19 protein-coding genes and 1 other RNA gene are annotated in these 18,609 nt (G+C 34.4%); 7 read left to right on the plus strand and 13 right to left on the minus strand.

Features of this window, described 5'->3' with window-relative positions; genetic code table 11:
* Positions 1-3: 3 nt before the first annotated feature.
* The gene (locus BBI01_RS12015) at positions 4-2,619 is read right to left on the minus strand and encodes a valine--tRNA ligase (protein WP_065394924.1); all 2,616 of its coding nucleotides are present in this window, start codon (positions 2,617-2,619) and stop codon (positions 4-6) included.
* Between the two features lie 128 nt (positions 2,620-2,747).
* On the opposite strand from BBI01_RS12015, the gene BBI01_RS12020 reads away from it, so the two are divergent.
* Positions 2,748-3,212, plus strand: a complete 465-nt coding sequence (locus BBI01_RS12020; RefSeq protein WP_065394925.1) for a DUF1573 domain-containing protein — start codon at positions 2,748-2,750, stop codon at positions 3,210-3,212.
* Positions 3,213-3,524: 312 nt separating this feature from the next.
* Entirely contained in the window at positions 3,525-4,394 is an 870-nt protein-coding gene (locus BBI01_RS12025; protein WP_065394926.1) for a polyphosphate kinase 2 family protein, read from the plus strand.
* A 57-nt stretch (positions 4,395-4,451) separates the two neighbouring features.
* Here the strand turns inward: BBI01_RS12025 and rnpB are convergent.
* Positions 4,452-4,776, minus strand: an RNA gene (rnpB, locus tag BBI01_RS12030) — RNase P RNA component class A.
* A gap of 176 nt (positions 4,777-4,952) precedes the next feature.
* On the opposite strand from rnpB, the gene BBI01_RS12035 reads away from it, so the two are divergent.
* Genes BBI01_RS12035 through BBI01_RS12045 form a run of 3 tightly spaced genes read left to right on the plus strand, consistent with a single transcriptional unit; the run spans position 4,953 to position 7,793 of the window.
* Entirely contained in the window at positions 4,953-5,444 is a 492-nt protein-coding gene (locus BBI01_RS12035) for an RNA polymerase sigma factor (RefSeq protein WP_045500386.1), read from the plus strand.
* The gene (locus tag BBI01_RS12040; RefSeq protein WP_065394927.1) at positions 5,437-6,111 is read left to right on the plus strand and encodes a DUF8845 family protein; all 675 of its coding nucleotides are present in this window, start codon (positions 5,437-5,439) and stop codon (positions 6,109-6,111) included. The genes BBI01_RS12035 and BBI01_RS12040 overlap by 8 nt, the downstream gene beginning before the upstream one ends.
* A 59-nt stretch (positions 6,112-6,170) precedes the next feature.
* Positions 6,171-7,793 carry an AMP-binding protein gene (locus BBI01_RS12045; RefSeq protein ID WP_065394928.1) on the plus strand — a complete coding sequence of 541 codons (1,623 nt, stop codon included), beginning with the start codon at positions 6,171-6,173 and terminating at the stop codon, positions 7,791-7,793.
* A 287-nt stretch (positions 7,794-8,080) separates the two neighbouring features.
* On the opposite strand, the gene rpoN is transcribed toward BBI01_RS12045, so the two are convergent.
* From rpoN to BBI01_RS12070, 5 genes are all read right to left on the minus strand, one after another.
* Complete coding sequence (rpoN, locus tag BBI01_RS12050; protein ID WP_065394929.1) at positions 8,081-9,544, minus strand: RNA polymerase factor sigma-54; 1,464 nt, start codon at positions 9,542-9,544, stop codon at positions 8,081-8,083.
* A gap of 159 nt (positions 9,545-9,703) precedes the next feature.
* Positions 9,704-11,152 carry an asparagine--tRNA ligase gene (asnS, locus tag BBI01_RS12055; protein WP_065394930.1) on the minus strand — a complete coding sequence of 483 codons (1,449 nt, stop codon included), beginning with the start codon at positions 11,150-11,152 and terminating at the stop codon, positions 9,704-9,706.
* A gap of 194 nt (positions 11,153-11,346) precedes the next feature.
* Positions 11,347-12,006: an LA_2272 family surface repeat-containing protein gene (locus BBI01_RS12060; RefSeq protein WP_065394931.1), complete on the minus strand. Its 660-nt coding sequence runs from the start codon at positions 12,004-12,006 to the stop codon at positions 11,347-11,349.
* A complete protein-coding gene (locus BBI01_RS12065) occupies positions 12,003-12,581 on the minus strand; it encodes a hypothetical protein (protein ID WP_228393996.1) in 579 nt (192 codons plus the stop codon). The genes BBI01_RS12060 and BBI01_RS12065 overlap by 4 nt, the downstream gene beginning before the upstream one ends.
* A complete protein-coding gene (locus BBI01_RS12070; RefSeq protein ID WP_123862142.1) occupies positions 12,578-13,228 on the minus strand; it encodes a hypothetical protein in 651 nt (216 codons plus the stop codon). Before BBI01_RS12070 ends, BBI01_RS12065 begins: the two co-directional genes overlap by 4 nt.
* Positions 13,229-13,333: 105 nt before the next feature.
* On the opposite strand from BBI01_RS12070, the gene BBI01_RS12075 reads away from it, so the two are divergent.
* The gene (locus BBI01_RS12075) at positions 13,334-14,260 is read left to right on the plus strand and encodes a helix-turn-helix domain-containing protein (protein ID WP_065394934.1); all 927 of its coding nucleotides are present in this window, start codon (positions 13,334-13,336) and stop codon (positions 14,258-14,260) included.
* Positions 14,261-14,377: 117 nt separating this feature from the next.
* Positions 14,378-14,815 (plus strand): hypothetical protein, encoded by a 438-nt coding sequence (locus BBI01_RS12080; RefSeq protein ID WP_065394935.1) that lies wholly within the window; start codon positions 14,378-14,380, stop codon positions 14,813-14,815.
* Between the two features lie 141 nt (positions 14,816-14,956).
* Here BBI01_RS12080 and rimM read toward each other — a convergent pair whose 3' ends face one another.
* The 6 genes from rimM to BBI01_RS12115 form a co-directional block, all read right to left on the minus strand.
* The gene (gene rimM / locus BBI01_RS12085) at positions 14,957-15,499 is read right to left on the minus strand and encodes a ribosome maturation factor RimM (protein ID WP_065394936.1); all 543 of its coding nucleotides are present in this window, start codon (positions 15,497-15,499) and stop codon (positions 14,957-14,959) included.
* Positions 15,500-15,512: 13 nt separating this feature from the next.
* On the minus strand, positions 15,513-16,067 hold the full coding sequence (locus BBI01_RS12090) for a 30S ribosomal protein S16 (protein ID WP_065394937.1): 555 nt from the start codon (positions 16,065-16,067) through the stop codon (positions 15,513-15,515).
* 415 nt (positions 16,068-16,482) lie between these two features.
* Positions 16,483-16,761 (minus strand): hypothetical protein, encoded by a 279-nt coding sequence (locus BBI01_RS12100; RefSeq protein ID WP_065394939.1) that lies wholly within the window; start codon positions 16,759-16,761, stop codon positions 16,483-16,485.
* A 3-nt stretch (positions 16,762-16,764) separates the two neighbouring features.
* Positions 16,765-17,274, minus strand: coding sequence for a nitroreductase family protein (locus BBI01_RS12105; RefSeq protein WP_065394940.1), 510 nt, complete (start codon positions 17,272-17,274; stop codon positions 16,765-16,767).
* Between the two features lie 46 nt (positions 17,275-17,320).
* Positions 17,321-17,956: a DoxX family membrane protein gene (locus tag BBI01_RS12110; protein WP_065394941.1), complete on the minus strand. Its 636-nt coding sequence runs from the start codon at positions 17,954-17,956 to the stop codon at positions 17,321-17,323.
* Positions 17,957-18,070: 114 nt separating this feature from the next.
* Positions 18,071-18,520 carry a hypothetical protein gene (locus BBI01_RS12115; RefSeq protein WP_065394942.1) on the minus strand — a complete coding sequence of 150 codons (450 nt, stop codon included), beginning with the start codon at positions 18,518-18,520 and terminating at the stop codon, positions 18,071-18,073.
* Positions 18,521-18,609 lie beyond the last annotated feature (89 nt).

Below are 18,609 nucleotides of genomic sequence, written 5' to 3' on the forward strand. Positions count from 1 at the left end.
AATTTACAAACTTTTCAGCTTCTCTTCCAAGATTGCAATCTTATCAAGAGCATCTTTTTGTTTCTTACGCTCTACCTCTACAATTTCAGGTTTTGCATTCGCAACAAACTTTTCGTTGGAAAGTTTTTTATCTACTGAAATTAAGAATCCTTTCAGATATTTTAATTCTTCTTCAGTTTTAGTTTTTTCTTCTCCTAAATCAAGGTTTTCACTTAAAGGAATTGAAACTTCCGTTGCTCCAACCAGGAATGTAAAGCTTGGCTTATCTGTTTTCTGCCCAAAATGGATTTCAGAAACGTTAGCAAGTTTTCTTATTACTGCTTCATTAGCAAATTCAGAGGCGTTGGTATATATTTCAGCTGCTTCTCTTGGTGAAATACCTTTTGTCTGACGGTAATTTCTAACTCCGGAGATGAGTTCTGCTGCCGTTTCAAAGTTTTTAATAATTGCTTCGTCAAATGCACCTGCTTCTTTCTGTTGAGCAATCATTAAAGCTTCCTCAATGCTTCTTTCTGAAATCGTCTGCCATAATTCTTCCGTTAAGAAAGGCATGAAAGGATGAAGTAATTTCATCAGTTCTTCAAAGAAGTATATTGTTTTATTATACACTTCTTTAGAAATACCTTCTCCGTAGTTAGGCTTGATCGCTTCAAGATACCAACCGCAAAAATCATCCCAAATTAATTTATAGATCAAGTGAAGAGCATCAGAAATTCTGAATTTCTCAAACTGATCATTAATTTCAGCGATTGTTTTATTTAATTTATTTTCAAACCATTCTATTGCCTGGTTGTCTGTAGCTATTGCTGGTTTATCTTCATGATTCCACATGTTGATCAGACGGAATGCATTCCAGATCTTCGTCATAAAGTTTCTTCCCTGAAGCATCAGATCTTCATCAAAAAGAAGGTCATTTCCTGCTGCAGAACTTAATAGAATTCCTACACGAACACCATCAGCACCATACTTATCCATTAACTCAAGAGGATCCGGAGAGTTTCCTAAAGATTTTGACATCTTTCTTCTCTGCTTATCTCTTACAATTCCTGTGAAGTAAACATTTTTGAAAGGAACTTCTTTTCTGTATTCCAATCCAGCCATGATCATTCTAGCTACCCAGAAGAAAATAATATCCGGTCCTGTTACCAGGTCAGAAGTTGGATAGTAATAATTGATATCTTTATTTTCAGGATCAAGTAATCCATCGAATACAGACATTGGCCACAACCATGAAGAGAACCATGTATCTAGTGCGTCATCATCCTGTCTAAGCCCTTCTATTGTTAAATCCTGATTTCCTGTTTTTTGTTTTGCTAATTCTAAAGCTTCTTCTTTTGTTTCAGCTACTACAAAATCTTCATCTCCTGTACCATAGTAATACGCAGGAATCTGTTGTCCCCACCAAAGCTGACGTGAAATATTCCAGTCGCGGATGTTCTCCATCCAGTGCTTGTAAGTATTCTTAAACTTCTCAGGATAGAACTTCACCTCATCATCCATCACTACATCTAAAGCAGGTTTAGCGATTTCAGACATTTTAAGGAACCATTGTACTGAAACTTTCGGTTCAATAACAGCTCCGGTTCTTTCGGAAGTACCTACTTTATTTACGTAGTCTTCCGCCTTTAATAAAAGATCTTTTTCTTCTAATTCTTTTGCGATTTGTTTTCTTACATCAAATCTGTTTTTTCCGGCATAATGTAAACCATATTCGTTAAGATTTCCGTCATCATCCAAAGAATCAATCATCTTTAACTGATATTTCTGTCCGATTTCGTAGTCATTAATATCGTGTGCAGGAGTGATTTTTAAAGCACCTGTTCCAAACTCAATGTCAACATATTCATCTTCAATGATAGGAATTACTCTATCAACAATTGGTACAATTACATTTTTACCTTTTAAGTGAGCATATCTCTCATCATTAGGATTGATACACACCGCAGTATCCCCAAAAATGGTTTCAGGACGTGTAGTGGCTACTGAAAGGAACTCTTCTGAACCTTCAATCTTATATTTAAGGAAATATAATTTTCCGTTCTGCTCTTTAAATATTACCTCTTCATCTGAAATATTGGTTTTTGCTTCCGGATCCCAGTTTACCATTCTGTAACCTCTGTAGATTAATCCTTTATTATAAAGATCTACAAAGCTTTTGATAACCTGCTGTGAAAGCTTGTCTTCCATTGTAAAACGGGTTCTGTCCCAATCACAAGAGCAACCTAATTTTTTAAGCTGTTCAAGGATTGTTCCTCCGTATTTATTAGTCCATTCCCAAGCGTGCTCAAGGAATTGTTCACGGGTAATGTCTGACTTATTGACTCCTTCAGACTTCAATTTAGCAACAACTTTAGCTTCGGTAGCAATGGAAGCGTGATCTGTTCCCGGAATCCAACAAGCATTAAACCCGCGCATTCTTGCACGACGGACCAGAACATCTTGGATGGTATTGTTCAACATATGTCCCATGTGTAATATTCCCGTCACGTTTGGTGGTGGAATTACAATGGTATATGGTGGTTTGTCATTAGGCTCTGAGTGGAAATATTTGTTTTCCAACCAGTAATTGTACCATTTTTGTTCTGTTTCCTGTGGATTGTACTTTTCTGAAATCTGCATAAATTCTATTTCTTTGGCTTGCAATTTGCAAAAATAGTCTAAAGAAAAAAATTTTTAAGCATGAATTAAAATAATTTTTAACTTTGTTTCACAAAATTTATCTAACAAACATATTAACATTCAAGAATATGAAGAAATTAATCGCAGGAATTGCATTATTCGGAACATTTGCTTTAGCATCTGCACAAACTATTACGTTTGATAAAACTACTTTTGACTATGGTACTATTAAGCCAAATTCTGAAGGTACAAGATTCTTTACAGTAACGAACACAGGTGATAAGCCTTTGATCCTTTCAAACGTAAAACCTTCTTGTGGATGTACAACTCCTGAGTTCAGCCAAGATCCGATCATGCCTGGAAAATCTGCTAAAATCAAAGTTGGATACAACACTGCTCTTACAGGAGGATTCAACAAAATGATCGAAGTGTTCTCTAATGACCCTGCAAACAGCAGAAGTGTAATCTACATCAAAGGTAATGTAGATCCTAACGCTCCAGAAGCAAAAGTATTGACTCCTGCTGAACAGAAAGAAGCTGCTAAAGCTGAGAAAAAAGCTGCTAAACTAGCTAAAAAGGCTGCTGCAAAGTAAGCTCTACTAAAAAAATAAAGAAACCGTCTCCATCAGAGGCGGTTTTTTTATTACCTTTAGATGTAGTATTAGAAGGGGTAAATTATTTGGATTAATTATGGCAACTTAAATGGCCGTTAGGCTTGGGCTAAAGCCTGTGGAATTTGCTTCATTTATTTAGGCGGGCTAAAGTCCACCTCTATTGATGAAACCTTATATTCATTTGAAATTTATCAACAAAATCTTTTAATCTTTTAATCTTTTAATCTTTTAATCTTTTAATCTTTTAATCTTTTAATCTTTTAATCTTTTAATCTTTTAATCAAAAAACACATGGACATCAATTTCTCAGACGATTTTAAAGTAAACGGAAAATTTTCAATAAAAAAAGCGGCTACAGCTTATAAAGGAAAACTTACGAAAGAAGAAGGTACACAATTATTAATTCAGGAAAAGGAAAAACTTCGTGAGCTTCAGGAAAAGCTTTATGCTGATGGAAGCCAGTCTCTTCTTGTAGTTCTCCAGGCTATGGATGCGGCAGGGAAAGACAGTATGATTGAGCATGTTTTTGGTGGGGTAAATCCACAGGGCTGTAATGTAACAAGCTTTAAAACTCCAAGTTCGAAAGAATATTCTCATGATTTTTTATGGAGACATTATCTTGCCTTACCTCAAAAAGGAATGATCGGAATCTTTAATCGTTCTCATTATGAAAGTGTCTTAGTATGTAAGGTTCACCCTGAATATAATTTAAGTGAAAAAACATGGTCTTCTGTGGATGATTTTGATGATAAATTCTGGAAAAACCGCTATGAAAGCATACGAAATTTTGAAAAACATCTTGCTCAAAATGGAACAACCATTATTAAAATTTTCTTACATGTATCCAAAGATGAACAAAAGAAAAGGCTTCTGGACAGAATAAACGAGCCGGATAAAAACTGGAAATTCTCTTCTGGGGATCTTCCGGAAAGAGCTTTATTTGACCAATATATGGAGGTATACGAAACGGCTATCAATGAAACCTCAAAGGATCATGCACCATGGTATGTACTTCCTGCTGACAATAAATGGTTTGCAAGAATGGCTGCCATCCAGATTATCATAGATACTCTTGAAAAAATGAATCTTAAGTATCCTCAGCTGTCTGAAAAAGATAAACAGGGACTTTTAGAATCCAAGAAAATACTGGAAAACGAATAAATAAAAATCCTCAGATAGTTCTGAGGATTTTTTATTTCTATTTACGTTCATTAAAAAATTACGAGAAAACCTATAAGCCGGATTTTGTCCTTCCGAAGAAGTGCCTGTTATTTATCTACGTCTTACATTACTGCAAGACTTGAGCTGATTACCCCTCGGTTTTCAGGACGAGCCGCCCCTATTTCCATTACTGAAAAGAACCGATATACTTACCATTGCACCGCAAAGAGTTTACCTGGTTTCACTACAGCCGAACTGTACCTGCTTTCTGTTGCACTTGTCCTACCCTCACGGGTGACGGATGTTATCCGCTTTGCTGCTCTATGGTGTCCGGACTTTCCTACCTCCCGTAAAACGGGAAATCAACAAGCCGATTTTCTCGTGGGACAAAGATACGCAAATTTCACGGTAAAAAGGTAAATGGTAAAGCTGTTTTACCTCTATACAAATGACATTGATTCATAAATACAATTTTTATATTTTTTACCTCCTTACGATTTTGTATTATATTTTTCACTGATTCCTACATTATTATTATCTTCGTGGCATTATACATCTATGGATTCCAGAGAGAAAGAATTTGCGCAGCTTATCAAAGATAATCAGGGTCTGATTATTAAGGTATCGCGTCTTTACACCAATTCTCTGGAAGACGAGGAGGATCTTTTTCAGGAGATTGTACTACAACTCTGGAGGAGTTATGATTCTTTTAAAGGAAATTCCAAGATTTCCACATGGATGTACCGAGTAGCGCTTAATACAGCCATTACCCTCTTTAGAAAAAAAAGCAAAAGCCTTCCTACCAATGAACTGGACATCAACCATAAAGATTTTGTGGAAGATGACGATGAAAAACAACAACAGATATCGCTTTTGTATACTGTAATCAAGACTCTTCCTAATATAGAAAGAGCCATTGTCATGATGTATCTTGATGATCTGCCTTACAAGGATATTGCAGAAAACCTAGGAATCACCGAAGTGAATGCACGCGTGAAAATGAACAGATTAAAGAAAACCCTTAAAGAACAGATGGAAAAATATGCCTGAATTTGATTTAGATAGCTTTAAGAAAACATGGCAGGAACAACCTGTTCAGCCAAAATATGACAACCTTGAGATCCTTCAAATGTTGAACAGAAAGTCACGTAATTACATAAAATATATTTTCTGGATCAGCGTTGTAGAGTTCTTATTCTTTTCTGTTGCAGGATTGTTTTACTTCTTTCAGGAGGAAGAATCAGACAGTTTCCGTAAAATGCTTGAAAGACTTGGAGCACAAGAAGCTCCCGAAGTGGAAAATAATTTCGGGCATGCTTATCTTGCCATAAAAATACTCAGCTTATTAATCACAGCATATTTCGTATTAAAATTCTATCAAAATTACCGCAGAATCAAGATTGAAGAAAATCTTAAAGGGCTTATTACCCGAATTATTAATTTCAAAAAAACAGTCAATGCATTCATCCTCATCAGTATCGTATTATTGATTGCGTTTATGCTTGTATTAACATCTTTCATATTTTATACTTTAAATTCTCAGAATATACAGCCTACCAGTTCCAACCTTACCATCTTTATTGTTGGAATTATAGTCAGTACTTTACTCGCTATATCCATGATCTGGGTTTACTATAGATTGGTATACGGCAGTATTATTAAAAAACTTGATAAAAATTTAAAACAGCTCAAAGAAATAAACTCACAGGAAAATTAGTATTCATAGGCTATAGTCAAGATATTATTGTTAATTTTATTTCACCAAATCTTTTTACTATGCCTTTATCTTATATTTATGGAGCCTCAGAGGTTCCATTATTAGGACAGACTATCGGAGCCAATCTTAAAAGTACTGTCGAAAAATACCCCAATCAGGAAGCATTAGTCTGCGTTCATCAGGATTACAGAGCTACTTACCAGGAATTTTACAACCAGACAACCGCTATTGCCAAAGCATTGATCTTTTTAGGTGCAAAAGCCGGCGACCGAATAGGAATATGGTCTTCCAACCGTTATGAATGGGTATTATTACAGTATGCAACCGCCAGAATTGGGACTATTTTAGTTAATATCAATCCCGCATACAGAACTCATGAGCTGACTTATGTTCTGAATCAGTCCGAAGTTCGTTTTATTTTTTCTTCTTTAAGTTTTAAATCCAGCAATTACAAAGAAATGGTAGAATACGCCAAAGAGGTGTGTCCTACGCTTGAACATGAAATTTTCTTTGATGATAACTGGGAGACATTTGTAAACAATGGACAGGAAATATCGGATGAAGTGCTTCACAGCTTTGAAGAACATGTACAGTTTGATGATCCTGTAAATATTCAATATACATCCGGAACCACAGGTTTTCCCAAAGGAGTAACTCTTTCACATCACAATATTCTGAACAATGGTTATTTTATTGGAATACGATTAAAATACACTGAAAAAGACCGTGTCTGTATTCCTGTACCATTTTATCACTGCTTCGGAATGGTCATCGGAAACATATGTTGTACAGCTCACGGAGCCTGTATGATTATTCCCAATGATAGCTTTGATCCCGATATTACTTTAAAAACGGTTTCGGATGAAAAATGTACATCTTTATATGGAGTTCCTACCATGTTCATTGCCGAATTAGCGGTTAAGGATTTCGACTCTTATGATTTTTCAAGCCTAAGAACTGGAGTAATGGCTGGCTCTGTATGCCCTCCGGAAATTATGAAAAAGGTGGAAAACCTTATGAACATTAAAGAAATGAGCATCTGCTATGGAATGACAGAAACCTCTCCGGTATCTACACAGACTTTAATAGGTACACCTCTCGAAAAACAGGTAAGCACAGTAGGAACTGTTCAGGATCATCTGGAAATAAAGATTGTTGATGAAAATGGAAGAATTCTGAAACGTGGCGAACATGGTGAACTTTGTACAAGGGGCTATTCCGTTATGCTAAAGTATTGGAATGATCCTGAAAACACCAAAAAAGTATTGGATGATGCCCGATGGATGCACACCGGAGATATGGCTGTAATGGATAAAGATGGATATATTACCATTTCGGGGAGAATTAAAGATTTAATTATTCGTGGTGGAGAAAATATCTCACCTAAGGAAATTGAAGACTTTTTATATACATACACTCATATTCTGGATGTACAGATCATTGGAGTTCCAAGCGATAAATTCGGGGAAGAGGTGATGGCTTGGATAAAGGTGAGAAAAGGATTTAATATCACCGAAGAAGAACTTCTGGAATATTGCAAGGGAAGAATTGCTCATTATAAAGTTCCAAAGTACTGGAAGTTTGTGGATGAATTTCCAATGACGATTTCAGGAAAAATAAGAAAAGTGGAAATGCGAGAAATCTCTATGAAAGAACTTGGTTTGGAAAGCCATAAAGCTTAATTGAATGACTTAACCACAAAGTTTTTTGAACACTTTAATTATTTTAAGATACTACTAACTGTTTGAGAAGAGCACTTAATTTATCGAGATCTTTTATTTTCATTGATATTATAATGAATATTACAGTTGAAGGACTGCATATTCTCCTCCCCTGGAGAGGTGGCAAAAATTCTTCGAATTTTTGACGAGGTGGTTTTATGAAAGCCGTCATTAATAAACAACCCAACTTTCAATGATACCCAATACAAACAAAAAAAGCATTTCAAATTGAAATGCTTTTTATTTTATTAAAGTTCTTTTCTTAATCTTGCCACAGGAATATTGAGCTGTTCACGATATTTAGCAATCGTTCTTCTTGCAATATTATAACCCTGTTCTTTTAAAATTACCACTAAAGCATCGTCTGTTAATGGTTTTCTTTTATTCTCTTTGCTGATCACTTCCTGAAGATGGGTCTTAATCTCTTTTGTAGAAACTTCTTCCCCATCATCATTCGTTAAGCTATCTGAGAAAAGGTCTTTAAGATAAACAATACCGTTTGGAGTATCAGCATATTTACTTTTTACCACTCTTGAGATTGTAGAAATATCAAAACCTGTGATATCTGCCACGTCTTTCAAGATCATTGGCTTTAAAGATTTCTCATCACCTGTGATAAAGTACTCTTTCTGGAACTTTACAATAGCTGTAATTGTTTGCAATAATGTATTCTGACGCTGATTAATTGCATCAATATACCATTTTGCTGCATCTAGTTTTTGCTTAATAAATAAAGCAGCCTGTTTGTGTTCTGAAGAGTTTTTATCATGTGAATATGTTGTCAGAATGTCTTTATATTCCTCAGATACTCTTAAAGTAGGAGCATTTTTACTGTTAAGCATAGGAATTACCTGTCCATCCTTTACCTGGATCACAAAATCCGGGATAATTTCCTGGTTGATGGTAATCGTTTGTGTATCAAAGTTTCCTCCAACTTTTGGTGAAAGTTTTGAAATTTCATCCAGTGCATCCTTTAGATCATCTTCTTCAATATCATACTTCTGAATAATCTTATTGTAGTGTTTATTCGTTAAAGCATCAAACTGATGTCTCAGAATATTGGCTGCTAAAGAAACAGCTTTATCTGAACTGACTTTCTTTTCAATCTGCAATAATAAACATTCCTGCAGACCTCTCGCACCCACACCAGGTGGATCAAGCTTCTGAACATAATTTTCGAGTATATCCTCTATTTTTTCTTTGGTCGTGTAGATTCCTTGGGAGAAAGCGAGATCATCAACAATGGATTTGATCTCTCTTCTTAAATATCCGTCTGTATCTAAGTTTCCGATCAAATATTCTGCAATCTTAAGATCTTCATCACTGATATTCACCAGATGAATCTGTTCCATCAGATAATCATACAAAGACTGCCCTTCCGTTAAAAGACTTTCATTATCAAATTCCTCATCATCCGGAGAGTAGTTGCTGGACGCGGTTTTATAGCTTGGCTCGTCGTCATAGATATACTCATTAACGTCGAAGTCTGTTTCAATGCTTTCTGTACCCTCATCCTGATAAGCATCTTCCAAAGAAGAATACTCATCTTCCTTAGAATCATCCTTGGCAATTTCCAAAGCAGGGTTTTCTTCTAACTCTCTCTCCAACTCCTCTTCAAATTCAAGAGTATGAAGCTGAATAAGCTTCATTAATTGGATCTGCTGAGGTGCCAGCTTCTGTCCTAATTTGAGTTGTAAGTGTTGTTTAAGCATATTAATATTGGCGTTTTAACATAACATATTCTACGAATTTAATAAATTTATTTGACAAAAAATACATTTAGCATGATTTTTGCTTTATACATCCAGTATAATAAACTATTAATAAATAAAAAAAGCCTTAAACAAATGTTAAGGCTTTTTTTTATTACTCTAGAATTCAGCGCTTTTCGGCGTTCTTGGGAAAGGAATCACGTCTCTGATGTTTGTCATTCCTGTTACGAAAAGAACCAGTCTTTCCAACCCTAAACCGAACCCTGCATGTGGCACAGAACCGAATTTTCTGGTATCAAGGTACCACCAAAGTTCATGCTCATCTACATGCATATCTGCCATTTTCTCTTTTAATACGTCTAATCTTGCTTCTCTTTCTGATCCACCGATGATTTCACCGATGCCAGGGAAAAGAACATCCATTGCAGCAACTGTTTTGTTGTCTTCGTTCAGCTTCATATAGAAAGCTTTGATTTCTTTTGGATAATCGAACAATACAACCGGGCACTCGAAGTGTTTTTCCACCAAATATCTTTCGTGCTCAGACTGAAGATCAGCGCCCCATTTTTCAACAGGATAAGCAAATTTTCCTTTCTTGTTCTCTTTAGAGTTCAATAAGATCTCGATAGCTTCTGTATAGCTTACACGCTTGAAACGCTTTGCTACTACATTTTGAAGTTTTTCAATAAGACCTTCTTTTGCTCTTTCTTTTTCCGGTTTTGTCTTTTGTTCTTCTGCAAAACGGTTATCTAAGAACTCCAGATCATCTTTACAGTTATCCAATACATACTGGATCACATATTTTAAGAAATCTTCTGCAAGATCGATGTTATCTTCAAGGTTGTTGAATGCTACTTCCGGCTCAATCATCCAGAATTCTGCAAGGTGTCTTGTTGTATTTGAATTTTCAGCACGGAAGGTAGGTCCGAAAGTATAGATTCTTCCTAATCCCATTGCAGCAGTTTCTCCTTCAAGCTGTCCTGAAACGGTAAGATTCGTTTTTCTTCCGAAGAAATCCTGAGCAAAATCAATTTCACCTTCTTCGGTTCTTGGCATATTGTTTAGGTCAAAGTTCGTCACGCCAAACATTTCTCCTGCACCTTCTGCATCAGCCCCTGTAATTACCGGTGTGTTGATATAAAAGAACTGATTTTGGTTGAAGAATGAGTGAACAGCAAAACTTACCGCGTGACGTACTCTGAAAACAGCTCCGAATAAATTCGTTCTGAATCTTAAGTGTGCTTGCTCACGAAGTTTTTCAAGACTATGTTTTTTAGGCTGAAGGATCGTGTTCTGAAGCTCTTCTGTAAAGTTATCTCCTAAAATAATGATCTTTTTAGCAACAATTTCCACAGATTGACCAGCTCCCTGACTTTCCACCACTTCACCTACTACTTTAAGGGAAGAAGCTGTGCTAATTTTCTTGATGATCTCTTCATCAAAATTTTCGAAATCAACAACTATCTGCAAATTATTAATCGTAGAACCATCATTAAGTGCTATAAAGCGATTAGCACGGAATGATCTTACCCATCCGTAAACTGTAATGTCATGATGTAATACTTTCTTGTAATCCTTTAGGATTTCTTTGATCGTTTGCTTTTTCATTTGTTGATAATAAATTTTTGTATAAAAATTAATGGTTGCAAAGTTACAAAAAAACAGCGCAACTTGATGATTGCGCCCTCGTTAAAAATCATTTATCAATTATTTAATGTATCCAATGAAAGAAACTGTTTTCTTTTACCCTATCCAACCGGTTAAGACGAAGGGATTAAGACCTGTTTTTCCATCTTTTATTTTTAAAAATTAATGATCGGAAGACTTCTTTTGGCATTTTTGTTCCATAGCCCTATCTGAAGTCCCTTTCCTTTTTTAGACTTGTTAATGATGCCTATCTGAACTCCTTTTATTTCATCTGCTCCATTTAAACCTCCTATTTGTACCCCTTCCATCTTTTCTGATGAATTAAAAGCTGATATGCTCACCCCTTTCAATACATCTACATTATTTCCCATCATTGAAATGAAAACACCATTTCCTTTATCCATATAATTCATAAGTCCTGAAGCTGAAACACCACTTACTTTTTTACTATAATTGTAAAGGGAGACAGACAGCCCGTGATGAGTTACTTCTCTACCATACCCTGCACTTGAAATATTAAGCCCGTTTACTGTAAGTGGGGAACTATCATCTCTCGGTTTTGATGGGTCATAAAACATCCAGATCACAAGTCCCAAAGGGTTAAGCTCCAAATTAAAACCATTAATCTTCTGGCTATATCTGCTATTATCCATGAGGCTTCCGCCCAACCCTACAGCAAACCCGTTTACTTCTTTTATTTTTCCGCTCAAAGGTGTTATTGAAACAACTTTGCTTTTTGTAGCAACAAGAGAGTCCTGTGCATATATCATTCCTTGAAAAAGAAATAAAGATGCTATTAAAAATATTGTTTTCATCGGTTGATTCTTTTATATTTTTCTGCATAATTGATCGTGTATCCGGACCAGAAGAAAAGCAGTAAGGCTCCACTATTATCCTTATAGTTCTGAATAAGAAGATTTTTATCCCTTGTCAATCCCATTCTTGATTGGGAAACCTGACAACCTCCTAATAAATAAGGAACTCCGTGGCATTTTGAAGTGTAGTTTTTAAGTAAAAGCATTCCTTTTTTAAGCTCGGCATCATATTTAAAAAGATATTTAACTTCATTACCCTTTAAAAAGGCAAACTGTATCTCATACATTTTGTCTTTCACCAATGGTACAGATTTTATCCTCACCCGATCACAATTATTAATCAATGAACTTTGCACATCAAGTATATCTCCAACATTCCCTGCTGTATCTGATTTTACATTATCATTCCTTACATACTCATATCCATTGTAATCATAATCTCCGTCAATCATGTGAACATTTTCTTTTTTCACTTCCAGCCAATCATCTTTAATCATTGATTTTCTAAAACTCACACAAGAACTCAGGCTAAAAGTCATTATTGTTGATACCATTATTAAAACTAAATTTTTCATGGCTTTTGATTTTTTTGTTTTCTAAAATTCCAATTGATAAAAGGAAGCTTTCTTTTTCCGTTCTCATTCCATGCTCCGATCTGTATTCCCCGAAAATCCTCACAACTGTTATACAATGATATCTGAAGTCCTCTGCATTTCTGCCCGACGTTCGCAAAAGGAGCTACAGAAACACCTTTTATTTCATGATGTAAATTATAAAGTGGAGAAACAGCCATTCCATTGGTGATAGCATATGAATTAATATTACTTGAAACATTGATCTCCAAACCATTGGTCATTGTAGGCTCCATATTAATAAGAGATAACTGAAGCCCGTTGATTTTATTCATTTTATTTTCAGAAACAACTTCATAGTCATCATTCAAACTTCCTTTACTTAATGCATCCGGTAAATTAAAAGCCAATAAAAAAGGATAAAAAATGCCCACTATATTTGCTCCCATAACCAGTCCGTTTACTTTCTTGGGAACGAGATCACCATCCTCTTCAAAGTATTTAAATAAAATACCATTTATATTTTTTACATTTTTTGAGGGTGAAAATCCAAAAACTTGAGGTCTTAAAGAATCTGCTTTTATAGTGTCTGATGCATAGATCATGCTACTGAATAAAAGTATTGGTATTAAAAAAAATTGTGTTTTCATAACTTCTAACTTTAAAATTATAGCTCAAAATTATCCGCTCAAGGAAGATTTCTGAATGTGAAAACACATTAAAAAAAATATTACATTTGTGAAAATCACAAAACTATGCACCAGGAAGCTTTATTAAAAGAAATCCGGAGAAAAATTGGCGACCGGTCACTAAACGACGAGATTGCTAATATTCTTAATATCAGCTATGATGCTGCTCACAGGAGGACTTCACAAAAAGCAAAATTCAGTTTTGAAGAAGCGCTGGAACTTGCAAAATATTATCAAATCTCTCTTGACCAGTTTTTAGGCGCGGAAAATCAATTAGTTGTTAAGAGAACACAACCAGTAAAAACTACCGAAGATCTTTTAAATTACTTTGAAAACTCACTTAAAATTCTGAATGTATTTCAGGATATTACCCATTCTAAAGTATATTATTCCGCTAAAGATATTCCGTTTTTCTATACCATTTCAGATTCTGTTTTGTCCCGTTTCAAATTTTATGTCTGGATGAATCTGTTGAATCAGGATAAGTTTTTAAGTCCTTTTCATGAATTTAATATGCAATATCATTCTGTTAAAAATGAAATGCTTAAGGACCTATATGACAAGCAAAATGTTACAGAAATTTGGAATGACACTACCATTCTGAGCGCTTTAAGACAGATTACCTTTTACTCTGAAATGGGTTTACTAAGAAAAAATGACATTGAACTGATTCTCGAAGACCTGAAGAAATTATTAATGGATCTGGAAAATAAAACATTGGAAAAATCTAATTTTCAGATTTACATCAACGATCTGGTGATTTTAAACAACAGTATTTTGTTTAAAAATGAGCAACAATGTTCTTTCTTTATCCCTTTCAGTATGTTTGGATACATGATGACCAATGATAAAATAACCTGTGAAGATTCTTTAAGCTATTTTGAACACCAGATCAAAAATTCAAGATCATTGAATGAATCCGGAAACCGGGAAAGAAAGATGTTCTTTAATAAAATGTATGAACAGATTGAAAATTTAAATCAAAAATTATAATATTTAATCAACTTTTGAGATAATTATAGGTTGTATTAAAATATTTTTTCACCAGAAACTAAATTATGTATATTTGAACAATAATCAATTTTTAGTAAAACTAATCCCATACAAACAATGACATTCAACGAAATAAAGAAAGAAATTAAACTTGAGATTAAAACAGATAAAAAAGTAAAAGCAATTTGGTATTGGGGATTATTTTCTATGATTGGTGTATTTATCTTAAAATGGATAAGAGCCAAACACATGCATCTTTCTGAAGCTCAGGATTTTCTTCAGGGAACATTGCCCAACTTTTTCGCTGCTACTGGAATTTGTGTATCAATATTTGTATTCTACAAACTTCTTTTTCGTACAGATGCTTCTTCTTCAAAAAAATTAATCTTTTCAATATTATTTACTTTTTTCGGATTAATACTTTGGGAAGTTATTCAGTTTTTTATGGGCTCTCCAATGGATATTTACGATGTACTGATGACCGCTTTAGGTTGTATTCTTACAGCAGGTTTTATAAAATTTCTTTACTCTGAAAAGACATCACAAAAGATCTAGACATTTAAGTATATTATAAATGTTCACAATGGAAGTATTTCTGAAAATCAAAAAGAAATTGATTTCAGGGAAATGATAAAGATTATTTATGAAAAGCGAATGACCAATAAGGAAACTGATCATGCATAAAAAGAAAATTATTTACTCGTCTTTCTTAGAAGGAACCAGAAAAACATCAATAAGCCCTTCAGGAAGTACCATTTTGATAGTTCTTTCTTCTCTATCTACTTCAAGAATCCAGTCTTTGATCATTGGAATTACCACTTCTTTTCCATCCAGATTGGTAATGAAATACACCTGTGCTGTCTGATCATTTACAGATCTGATCACTCCACAGTTGTTATCGTTTTCATCAAAGATTTCAAATCCGATGATTTCGTGGTAATAGAATTGTTTCCCTGTAAGCTTGGGAAGAGAAGCTAAAGGAAGGTAAACATTTTTGCCTAAAGACTGGTCTACCATAGCTTCAGAAGAGTTTTTGAACGCAATGTTCAGAGCATCTAATTTGCTCCATGATGATTTTGCAATAAAAAATGGAACCAATAATCCGTTGATTTCAACGAATATTGATTCCAATTTATTGTAAAGCTCGGGCTGATCGGTATCCAATTTAAGAATAACGTTGCCCGCAAGTCCGTGTCTGCGTGTAATTTTCCCCAACAAATAGCAATCTTCTTTACGCATAACAAGAATGTTCTTAAGCTTCAGTGTTTTCTTCAGTTTCAGCAGCAGCTTCTCCTTCTGTAGCAACTTCTTCAGCAGGTGCGTTTGCAGCTTCCTCAGCAGCTTTAGCATCAGCTTCAGCTTGTGCAGCAGCAGCAACTCTAGCTTCGTTTACTTTTACTTCAGCTTCTAAAGCAGCTTTCTTAGCATCAGCTTTAGCAGTAGCTAAACCTTCAACTTTACCTTGTACTTTAGATTCTTTAGCTTCTAACCAAGCGTTAAATCTTTTTTCAGCTTCAGCTTGATCAAAAGCACCTTTAGCAACACCACCTTGTAAGTGTTTTTTGTAAAGAGCACCTTTGTAAGATAAAATAGCTCTAGCAGTATCAGTAGGCTGAGCACCGTTGTTTAACCACTGTACAGCAGAATCAACGTTCAACTCGATAGTTGCTGGGTTAGTAATTGGGTTGTAAGTTCCTAGTTTCTCGATGAATCTACCATCTCTTCTAGCTCTAGAATCTGCAACCACGATGTGGAAGAAAGGTTTTCCTTTTTTACCGTGTCTTTGTAATCTGATTTTTACTGACATAATGTTTGAATTTTACGGGAACTCGTCCCAGTTAAATATTTAAGAGTGCAAAGATAGAATAAATTTTCCAATTAGATAATCTTAAATTGATATAATTTTATATTTTTTTCAAACCAGCAAAATAAAGGGCAAAACGGTTGAAATAATGACCGAAATCAAAACAGCCAAAAATACAATAATATTATCCTTGGTTTTCTTTGTAATCCATCTAATCACCAAATAATTTAAGATATAAACCGGTATAAGTAAAAAGAATGAAAATTCAGAAGTAAACGAAAGTATAGTATAAAGAAAAAGTAAACCATTAATAGAAGCAATAACAATTCCTAAAAGACTTCTATAAATTGTTTTTTTATCAATCCTATCATTTTCCCTCACTCTCGAAAACTGTTCAAACTTTTCAAGAATAAAAATTTTAAAATCTTCTTTGGTCCATTACTTCTGATGAGATATTATTGTGAACAGAATTGATTGTTTCTCCTTTCTGTACACTATGATAAACCTCAAAAGCAACTCTACCCTTTTCTTTAATCAAAGCTTTCCGCTGTTCAGCCTTACTTACAAACTCATTATAATTAAATTTTTGATTGATCACCTCACGCATCTCATTATTTATTGTGCCGGTATGATCAGTCATATGAAGATAAGCCACAAGCAGATCTTCTTCATTATAATTACGGTAAATATTCTTCATTAATTATACTTCTCCCATATAGAAAAGTCCAAGGCATTTCTGGTTTTCTTCTATTGTCAAGGATTCTTTAAGATAGTCAACAATTTTAGGGGAACTCCAGTAGCAACCTATATTATTAGCAGTACAGCTTAAATACATATTCTGAACCGCCATAGATGTTGCTGCAATCTCTTCCCATTCAGGGACCATTCCACTGAAATTAACAACTATGGAAACGATAACATTTGCTTTATTGATTTTAAAGCCAATATCATTATACTTTTTCTCCAAAAAAAGTTGTTCAGGCTGAGTAGCCTTATAGATAGCCTGCATTTCTGAAGCCAATTTTGCTTTTTCCTCTCCTTTGAATATTTTAAAACGCCAAGGTTTCGTACGTTTATGATTAGGAGCAAGTGTGGCTGAATGTAAAATTTCATCAATAATCTCCTGAGAGATTTCTGCATCCGTATAATCTTTTGGGAAAATACTTTTCCTTTGCTCTATAATTTCTTTTAAAACTTCTGCTTTATTCATACCTGCAAATTTACAATATGAAATTCAATCTGTTGTACTTAAAACGTTAAGTATTTATAGCTAGTTTACGATTTTTATATGCTTTGTAATTACTGATAACAAAGGTTACAAGAATAATTAAAACAAATAATATTCCCAACCATTTTTCATACCCTTCTCCCATTATAGGATTCAGCCTATATAAAGCGATAAAACTTATGGTATATATCACACCTGCAATGATCCAGCCGTAACCAGGATCGGGATATACCTTCACTGTGCTTGCTTTATTATAATTAAAAATTGGAAGTAGCTTATGTTGATCCCACATTATAAGTACCAGAACAGCAATCATCATTAAGGACGTTATAATCCAGGTTCCCGTAAAAGAAAGACTGATAGTGATGATCCATATATTCGTCAATATAGCAAGAAATAATAATGCACCAAAAGTTGCAAACCGCTGAGTCATCAGTAAAATTCCGGCTGTGAGCTGAACCAGTCCTAAGAAATTCCAGTAAAAACCAGATTGATATAAGGCTTCAAAAAAAAATCCTATTGGATGATCCGTTGAAATTCTGGTGAACCTCTCTCCCAACAATTTCACTAATCCAGATGGAAAAAAAGCGAACCCCAACAAATAGCGCAAATGGATAATGACCCATTGATTGAATTTATTGGTTCTTAAACTCTCAAATGTCATGGTTATATATTTTTGAGGTCCAAAGTATTAAATAAAAACAAAAACTTCAAATTTATTTGAAGTTGTATTTATCGAATCATAGAAAATTCAATCGCGAAATAAAAATTTATCATTCTATAGTACCTCCACTATTTTCTGGTGGATTTTATTCAAAGTAAATTCATCACCTGCTCTCATTCCCATCATTTTTTTTGCCATGGGACTCTCTGGAGAAATGGCATAAAAGCGATCTCCTTCAAAGAAAAATTCGCCTAATGAAACGGAAATATAAAAACGGGCTTTATTGGTAATCACCAAAGATCCCAGCTGAATTCTTTCTGTAGAGTTATTCAGTACTTTTGCCATGTTCCTTTTCAGATCATTCAAAGCACCAAGCTGTCGCTGCATCTGATAGATTTCCTCCTGCATTTCTTCTCTCATGCTGTCGTACTTTGGTGTTTTTTTTATATCACGACTCGCTTCCTGAGTAAATTCGATAAAATTTTTAAGCTTCTCAATTTTCTCTGCAATAGTAGTAGTTACAAAGTCTCTGATATCACTTTTTTCAAATACAATCTTCTCCATAAATCGATTCTTTATATAAAGATAATATTTTTTAAAATAATAATTATACTTTCCTATTTCTATAAAAAATATTTAATAATCCATAGTTA

Origin of the sequence: Chryseobacterium artocarpi, assembly GCF_001684975.1 — a bacterium.
Classification (GTDB): Bacteria; Bacteroidota; Bacteroidia; order Flavobacteriales; family Weeksellaceae; genus Chryseobacterium; species Chryseobacterium artocarpi.

Bases quoted from the DNA above. Each gene is read 5' to 3' on its own strand.
- BBI01_RS12015 (WP_065394924.1), bottom strand. From the start codon at position 2,619: ATGCAGATTTCAGAAAAGTACAATCCACAGGAAACAGAACAAAAATGG.
- BBI01_RS12020 (WP_065394925.1), top strand. From the start codon at position 2,748: ATGAAGAAATTAATCGCAGGAATTGCATTATTCGGAACATTTGCTTTA.
- BBI01_RS12025 (WP_065394926.1), top strand. From the start codon at position 3,525: ATGGACATCAATTTCTCAGACGATTTTAAAGTAAACGGAAAATTTTCA.
- BBI01_RS12035 (WP_045500386.1), top strand. From the start codon at position 4,953: ATGGATTCCAGAGAGAAAGAATTTGCGCAGCTTATCAAAGATAATCAG.
- BBI01_RS12040 (WP_065394927.1), top strand. From the start codon at position 5,437: ATGCCTGAATTTGATTTAGATAGCTTTAAGAAAACATGGCAGGAACAA.
- BBI01_RS12045 (WP_065394928.1), top strand. From the start codon at position 6,171: ATGCCTTTATCTTATATTTATGGAGCCTCAGAGGTTCCATTATTAGGA.
- rpoN (WP_065394929.1), bottom strand. From the start codon at position 9,544: ATGCTTAAACAACACTTACAACTCAAATTAGGACAGAAGCTGGCACCT.
- asnS (WP_065394930.1), bottom strand. From the start codon at position 11,152: ATGAAAAAGCAAACGATCAAAGAAATCCTAAAGGATTACAAGAAAGTA.
- BBI01_RS12060 (WP_065394931.1), bottom strand. From the start codon at position 12,006: ATGAAAACAATATTTTTAATAGCATCTTTATTTCTTTTTCAAGGAATG.
- BBI01_RS12065 (WP_228393996.1), bottom strand. From the start codon at position 12,581: ATGAAAAATTTAGTTTTAATAATGGTATCAACAATAATGACTTTTAGC.
- BBI01_RS12070 (WP_123862142.1), bottom strand. From the start codon at position 13,228: ATGAAAACACAATTTTTTTTAATACCAATACTTTTATTCAGTAGCATG.
- BBI01_RS12075 (WP_065394934.1), top strand. From the start codon at position 13,334: ATGCACCAGGAAGCTTTATTAAAAGAAATCCGGAGAAAAATTGGCGAC.
- BBI01_RS12080 (WP_065394935.1), top strand. From the start codon at position 14,378: ATGACATTCAACGAAATAAAGAAAGAAATTAAACTTGAGATTAAAACA.
- rimM (WP_065394936.1), bottom strand. From the start codon at position 15,499: ATGCGTAAAGAAGATTGCTATTTGTTGGGGAAAATTACACGCAGACAC.
- BBI01_RS12090 (WP_065394937.1), bottom strand. From the start codon at position 16,067: ATGTCAGTAAAAATCAGATTACAAAGACACGGTAAAAAAGGAAAACCT.
- BBI01_RS12100 (WP_065394939.1), bottom strand. From the start codon at position 16,761: ATGAAGAATATTTACCGTAATTATAATGAAGAAGATCTGCTTGTGGCT.
- BBI01_RS12105 (WP_065394940.1), bottom strand. From the start codon at position 17,274: ATGAATAAAGCAGAAGTTTTAAAAGAAATTATAGAGCAAAGGAAAAGT.
- BBI01_RS12110 (WP_065394941.1), bottom strand. From the start codon at position 17,956: ATGACATTTGAGAGTTTAAGAACCAATAAATTCAATCAATGGGTCATT.
- BBI01_RS12115 (WP_065394942.1), bottom strand. From the start codon at position 18,520: ATGGAGAAGATTGTATTTGAAAAAAGTGATATCAGAGACTTTGTAACT.